General features: G+C 65.2%; 6 protein-coding genes. 3 read left to right on the top strand and 3 right to left on the bottom strand.

Going from position 1 to position 4,483, the window contains the following annotated elements:
• From EN935_RS23790 to EN935_RS23780, 3 genes are all read right to left on the bottom strand, one after another.
• The coding region (locus tag EN935_RS23790; RefSeq protein WP_281040359.1) for a YiiX/YebB-like N1pC/P60 family cysteine hydrolase at positions 1 to 518 on the bottom strand (518 nt) is incomplete at its 3' end.
• 51 nt (positions 519 to 569) lie between these two features.
• Complete coding sequence (locus EN935_RS23785) at positions 570 to 1,508, bottom strand: CHAD domain-containing protein (protein WP_127262219.1); 939 nt, start codon at positions 1,506 to 1,508, stop codon at positions 570 to 572.
• Positions 1,505 to 1,978: a CYTH domain-containing protein gene (locus tag EN935_RS23780; RefSeq protein WP_127262218.1), complete on the bottom strand. Its 474-nt coding sequence runs from the start codon at positions 1,976 to 1,978 to the stop codon at positions 1,505 to 1,507. The genes EN935_RS23785 and EN935_RS23780 overlap by 4 nt, the downstream gene beginning before the upstream one ends.
• 104 nt (positions 1,979 to 2,082) lie before the next feature.
• Here EN935_RS23780 and EN935_RS23775 point away from each other — a divergent pair, with 104 nt between their 5' ends.
• The 3 genes from EN935_RS23775 to EN935_RS23765 form a co-directional block, all read left to right on the top strand.
• A complete protein-coding gene (locus tag EN935_RS23775; RefSeq protein WP_109667674.1) occupies positions 2,083 to 2,787 on the top strand; it encodes a CerR family C-terminal domain-containing protein in 705 nt (234 codons plus the stop codon).
• Positions 2,784 to 3,737, top strand: coding sequence for an HlyD family efflux transporter periplasmic adaptor subunit (locus tag EN935_RS23770; protein ID WP_127262217.1), 954 nt, complete (start codon positions 2,784 to 2,786; stop codon positions 3,735 to 3,737). Before EN935_RS23775 ends, EN935_RS23770 begins: the two co-directional genes overlap by 4 nt.
• Positions 3,734 to 4,483 (top strand): ABC transporter ATP-binding protein (locus EN935_RS23765; RefSeq protein WP_164771293.1); only part of this gene is annotated, 750 nt, incomplete at its 3' end. The genes EN935_RS23770 and EN935_RS23765, both read left to right, overlap by 4 nt.

Genomic DNA, 4,483 nt, shown 5'->3' with positions numbered 1-4,483 from the left:
CCGGAGCCGAAGGCCAGCATGCGCCGCCGCCAACGCACCGGCACCGGCGGCGTCGGGAAGAAAAAACGCAGCATGTCGAAAATGTTCTTGAGGTCGTATTTCAGGCCGAGCTTGCCGATCATGAAGGCGACGACCTTGTCGCGATCCTCCGGCGCCAGTCCGCTCGCCCGGCAGATGCGGGTATTGTAGGTGCGATAGCGCGACAATGGCACGGCGACGCAGCCTTCGCCGAGCGTGACCTCGATCAGCCGCCGCCGTTCCGTTCCGTCTTCCGGTTCGGCCAGCGCGTCGCCCACATAGAAGGCCGCATGTGACCAGGTCGACTGGGTCAGATACTTGATCGCCGCCGAGATCTTCTGGTTGCCCTCGATCAGCAGGATATCGCCGGGCTCAAGCGTGCGGCGCAGCGTCTCCGCATCGGACGGCGTATAGGGCTCGTAGCCGGAAGATTCTTCCTGCAGCCGGCCGGCAAGCCAGCGGCCAAGTCTATCCAGAAGCGTGTCGCCAGGCTCGGTCATGCCCTATGGCGATTAGCATAGGCGGGTGGCTGGGCGCCAGCCGCACGTCGGTCAGCTTGCCGTCGCCGCGGCCTCTTCCGGCGACGCAGCCAGATCGTCGCGCGCCTTGCGGGCGAGTTTGCGTGTCGAGCGTTTCGGACTGTCGCCGAACAGCTCCGCCGCCTCGGCAAGACAGCTCTTCTTCAGCTGCTTCTCCGACCGCTTCAAAAGCTTGGCCAGAAGCTTCGTGTCCTCGGGCGGTCCGAGCGGACGGTCATCGGCCTCGAGAAGATCGCGCATCACCAGCACATCGTGCAGGTCGCCCAGCCGCTCGCCCAGTTCGTCAACCGCCTTGCGCCTTGCCTTGATCGGCGTCGGCCACAGCCTGCCGAGCAGCGACAGATGCATGCCGTGGGTCTTGGCCGCCTTGCGCAGATCGTGGAAATCATTGGCCTCGCCGCGCGATCCGGCCTTGTCCAGCGCCTTCCTGGCACGGCGCAAGGTGATGCGGGCGCCTTCGGCAAGCACGTCGGCCGCCTGTTCCGGCTGGTCGGGCAAGGCAAGGCTTTCGATCCGCTTGAGGCCTTCCTCGCATGCCGCGGTCGCCGCACCGATCGCCACTTCGAGCCCGCTGCCCTCATGCATTTCATGCTGGCGGGCAATCAGCCTGTCGCGAACCGCGCCCAGCCCGTCGTCGGCGCTCTCCTTGGGAAAGCTTGCCGCCAGCCGGTCGATGGTCTCGATCAGCGCCGTCGCCTCGCGCGGGCCGGCAAGCAGGCCGGCCACATTGCGATAGCACTGGTTTTCGGTCTCACAGAATGTTTCGTCACCGGAACGAACCAGGCGCAGCAAGGCACGAGCGCTCTTCAACCGCTTGCGGCATTTGTGCAGTGCCTGTTCCGGCCGGCTCCGCGCGGCATCAAGGTGAGCCAATGCCTTGCCGATTTCCTCTGCAAGGATACGCCTGACCTCGCCGGTCAGCGGCACGCGCGGATCGATGCGAAAGCTCATGCGGCGATCTCCGGTATCCCCCCGAGGGCGAGCGACGCGTTGTAGTATTTTGACTCACCGGTGACTTCACGGCCGAGCCAGTCAGGCAGCATTTCGTCCGGCACGTCCTCCGGCGTCTCAAGTTCTGCGACCACAAGTCCCGTAAGTGGACCGCCAAAGACATCGACTTCATAGAGATAGCCGCGGTGCCTAACATGGTGACGTGTCTTCTCGATGACACGTCCGATGGTGAAGTCCAACATCTCCACCGCCTCCGGCAGCGGGATCGGGTATTCGAATTCGTCGCGCTCGCGCGCCTTGCTGCCAAACTTGAGCGTCAGCTTGGCGGACGTGCCATCGCTGATGCGCACGCGCACCGTGCGCCCGGGGCTGGCAGCGAGATAGAACTGGAGGATACGAATACGCGCCTCGGCCAGTTCTAACCATGCGGTGCTGGAGACCAGGAACTTGCGCTCGACTTCCTTGCCCATGGCCGCGCACTAAAGCGGTTACCGCCGGCGATGGCAAGACGGTGACGCACACAAGTTAGCGCTCACGAATTGACTTTAATCAATCGATTGATTAAATATCTGATATGATCAAGCAGTCCGACGCCAAAAATCCCCGCCGCGAAGCATCTCCCGCCGAGATGACGCGTGCGGCGCTTGTCCGCGCGGCGCTGAAATTGTTCGGGCGGCAGGGTTTCGACGGCACTTCGACGCGCGAGATCGCCGCCGAGGCGCAGGCCAATATCGGCTCGATCGCCTATCATTTCGGCGGCAAGGAGGGCCTTCGCGCCGCTGCCGCCGACTTTATCGTCGAGACCATCCAGACGGTCGCCGGCCAGGCGCTCGGCAATGCGCAGGCGCCGATGCCGGGCGGTGCAGAGGCGGCGCAAGCGCAGCTCTTCGCGGCGCTGGAGCGGATGGTCGGCTTTGTCGTGGCCAGCCCGCAGGCCGGCGAGATCGTGCAGTTCGTGTTGCGCGAGCTTTCACATCCGACGGCAGCCCTCGACCGCATCTATGACGGCGTTTTCGAGCCGACGCATCGCCGGCTGTGCCAACTCTGGGAGCAGGCGACCGGCGAGCCGGCCGAGAGCGAGGCCACAAGGCTGACCGTGTTCACGCTGATCGGTCAGGTCATCTATTTCCGCATCGGCCGCGAGGCGGTGATGCGCCGCATGGGCTGGAACGACATCGGCGCCGCCGAGGCCGCCAAGGTGGTGGCGGCCACATCCGGCAATCTCGAGGCCATATTGGCTTCCAGAAAAGGGGCAAAGATGAAGGGGCAAAGACCATGAGCTTTCTGTGTTCGCTGCCGCTCGCTGCGCAGCTTTTCAGCGCCTGTGCCCCGGCTGCCCCGCTGGCCGTCGGCTATGTCGAAGGCGATTACGTGCTGCTGGCGCCGATCGAGGTGGCGCAGGTCGAGACCGTCACGGTCAAACGCGGCGACCGAGTGGTGCCCGGCACGACCGTGGTGACGCTGGAAAGTGCCGACGCGAAGATCGCGGTGGCGCAGGCCGAGGCCGGCCTTGCCCAGGCGCAGGCGCAATTGGCCGATCTGCAGATCGGCAAGCGGCCGGAAGAGATCGCGGTGTTGAAGGCCGAGGTCGACATGGCCAGCGCCCAGGCCGCCGACGCCAAGCGCAAATTCGACCGCGCCGCCGATCTGTTCAAACGCGGCGCCGGCACGCAGGCCGATTTCGACACCGCGTCGGCGACGCTGGAAACGGCCAACGCGCAGGTCGGTCAGGCCACCGCCAATCTCGCCGTCGGTGGCCTGCCGGCGCGTCCCGAAACGATCAAGGCCGCCGACAACCAGGTCAAGCAGGCGCAGGCGACACTGGAACAGGCGCAGTGGCGGCTGTCGAAGCGGGTGCTGGCAGCCCCTTCGCCCGGCCGCGTCAACGATGTCATCCGCAATCCGGGCGACACCGCCGGCCCGACCGCGCCTGTCATTTCGATCCTGCCCGACGGCGCGGTGAAGCTCAGCGTCTACATTCCGGAGAGCGCCTTCTCCTCGGTCAAGGTTGGCACCTTGCTCGGCGTCCATTGCGACGGCTGCGGCGAGGGCGTGAAGGCGCGGGTCAGCTACGTTTCGCCCGATCCCGAGTTCACCCCGCCGGTGATCTATTCGCTCGAGAACCGGCAGAAGCTGGTCTACCTGGTCGAGGCGCGGCCGGAGGGCGATGCCGGCCCGCTGCAGCCGGGCCAGATCGTCGATGTCGATCTGGCGGACAGCGCAAAATGAACGCCATCGACGTCCATGGCCTGGTCAAGCGTTTTGGCAACAAGACCGTCGTCGACCATGTGACGATGTCGGTCGCCGAAGGCGAGATCGTCGGCTTTCTCGGACCCAACGGTTCGGGCAAGACCACCACCATCCGCATCATGTGCGGTCTGCTGACGCCGGACGAAGGCGAAGGCACGGTGCTCGGCTTCAACATCCGCACCGACAGCCTGCGCATCAAGCGCGAAGTCGGCTACATGACGCAGAAATTCTCGTTCTACGAGGATCTGACGATCGGCGAGAATCTCGAATTCGTGGCGCGGCTCTACCGGCTGAAGCCGGTTGAAGAATATGTCGCCGGGACGCTTGAAGACCTTGGCCTGACCACGCGCCGCAACCAGCTGGCCGGCACCTTGTCGGGCGGCTGGAAGCAGCGGCTGGCGCTCGCCGCCTGCATCATGCACAAGCCGAAATTGCTGCTGCTCGACGAGCCGACGGCCGGTGTCGATCCGAAGGCGCGGCGTGAATTCTGGGACGAGATCCATCGCCTCGCCAGCGGCGGGCTGACCGTGCTGGTCTCCACCCACTACATGGACGAGGCCGAGCGCTGCCACCGCATCAGCTACATCTCCTACGGCAAGATGCTGGCCACCGGCACCGTCGCCGAGGTGGTGAAAAATGCCGGGCTGACCACCTTCGTCCTGCAAGGCCCGCGCCTTGACCAGGTGGCCGAAGCGCTTCAAGGGCGCCCTGGCGTGGACCAGGTG

The organism is Mesorhizobium sp. M7D.F.Ca.US.004.03.1.1, from assembly GCF_003998635.1.
GTDB classification, from domain to species: Bacteria; Pseudomonadota; Alphaproteobacteria; order Rhizobiales; family Rhizobiaceae; genus Mesorhizobium; species Mesorhizobium loti.
The sequence above is the reverse complement of the archived record's forward strand: the minus strand, read 5'-3'. Positions and strand labels throughout refer to the sequence as shown.

What these genes read in the sequence shown, in the direction of transcription:
- EN935_RS23770 (WP_127262217.1), top strand. Translation starts at nt 2,784, where the DNA reads ATGAGCTTTCTGTGTTCGCTGCCGCTCGCTGCGCAGCTTTTCAGCGCC.
- EN935_RS23780 (WP_127262218.1), bottom strand. Translation starts at nt 1,978, where the DNA reads ATGGGCAAGGAAGTCGAGCGCAAGTTCCTGGTCTCCAGCACCGCATGG.
- EN935_RS23775 (WP_109667674.1), top strand. Translation starts at nt 2,083, where the DNA reads ATGATCAAGCAGTCCGACGCCAAAAATCCCCGCCGCGAAGCATCTCCC.
- EN935_RS23785 (WP_127262219.1), bottom strand. Translation starts at nt 1,508, where the DNA reads ATGAGCTTTCGCATCGATCCGCGCGTGCCGCTGACCGGCGAGGTCAGG.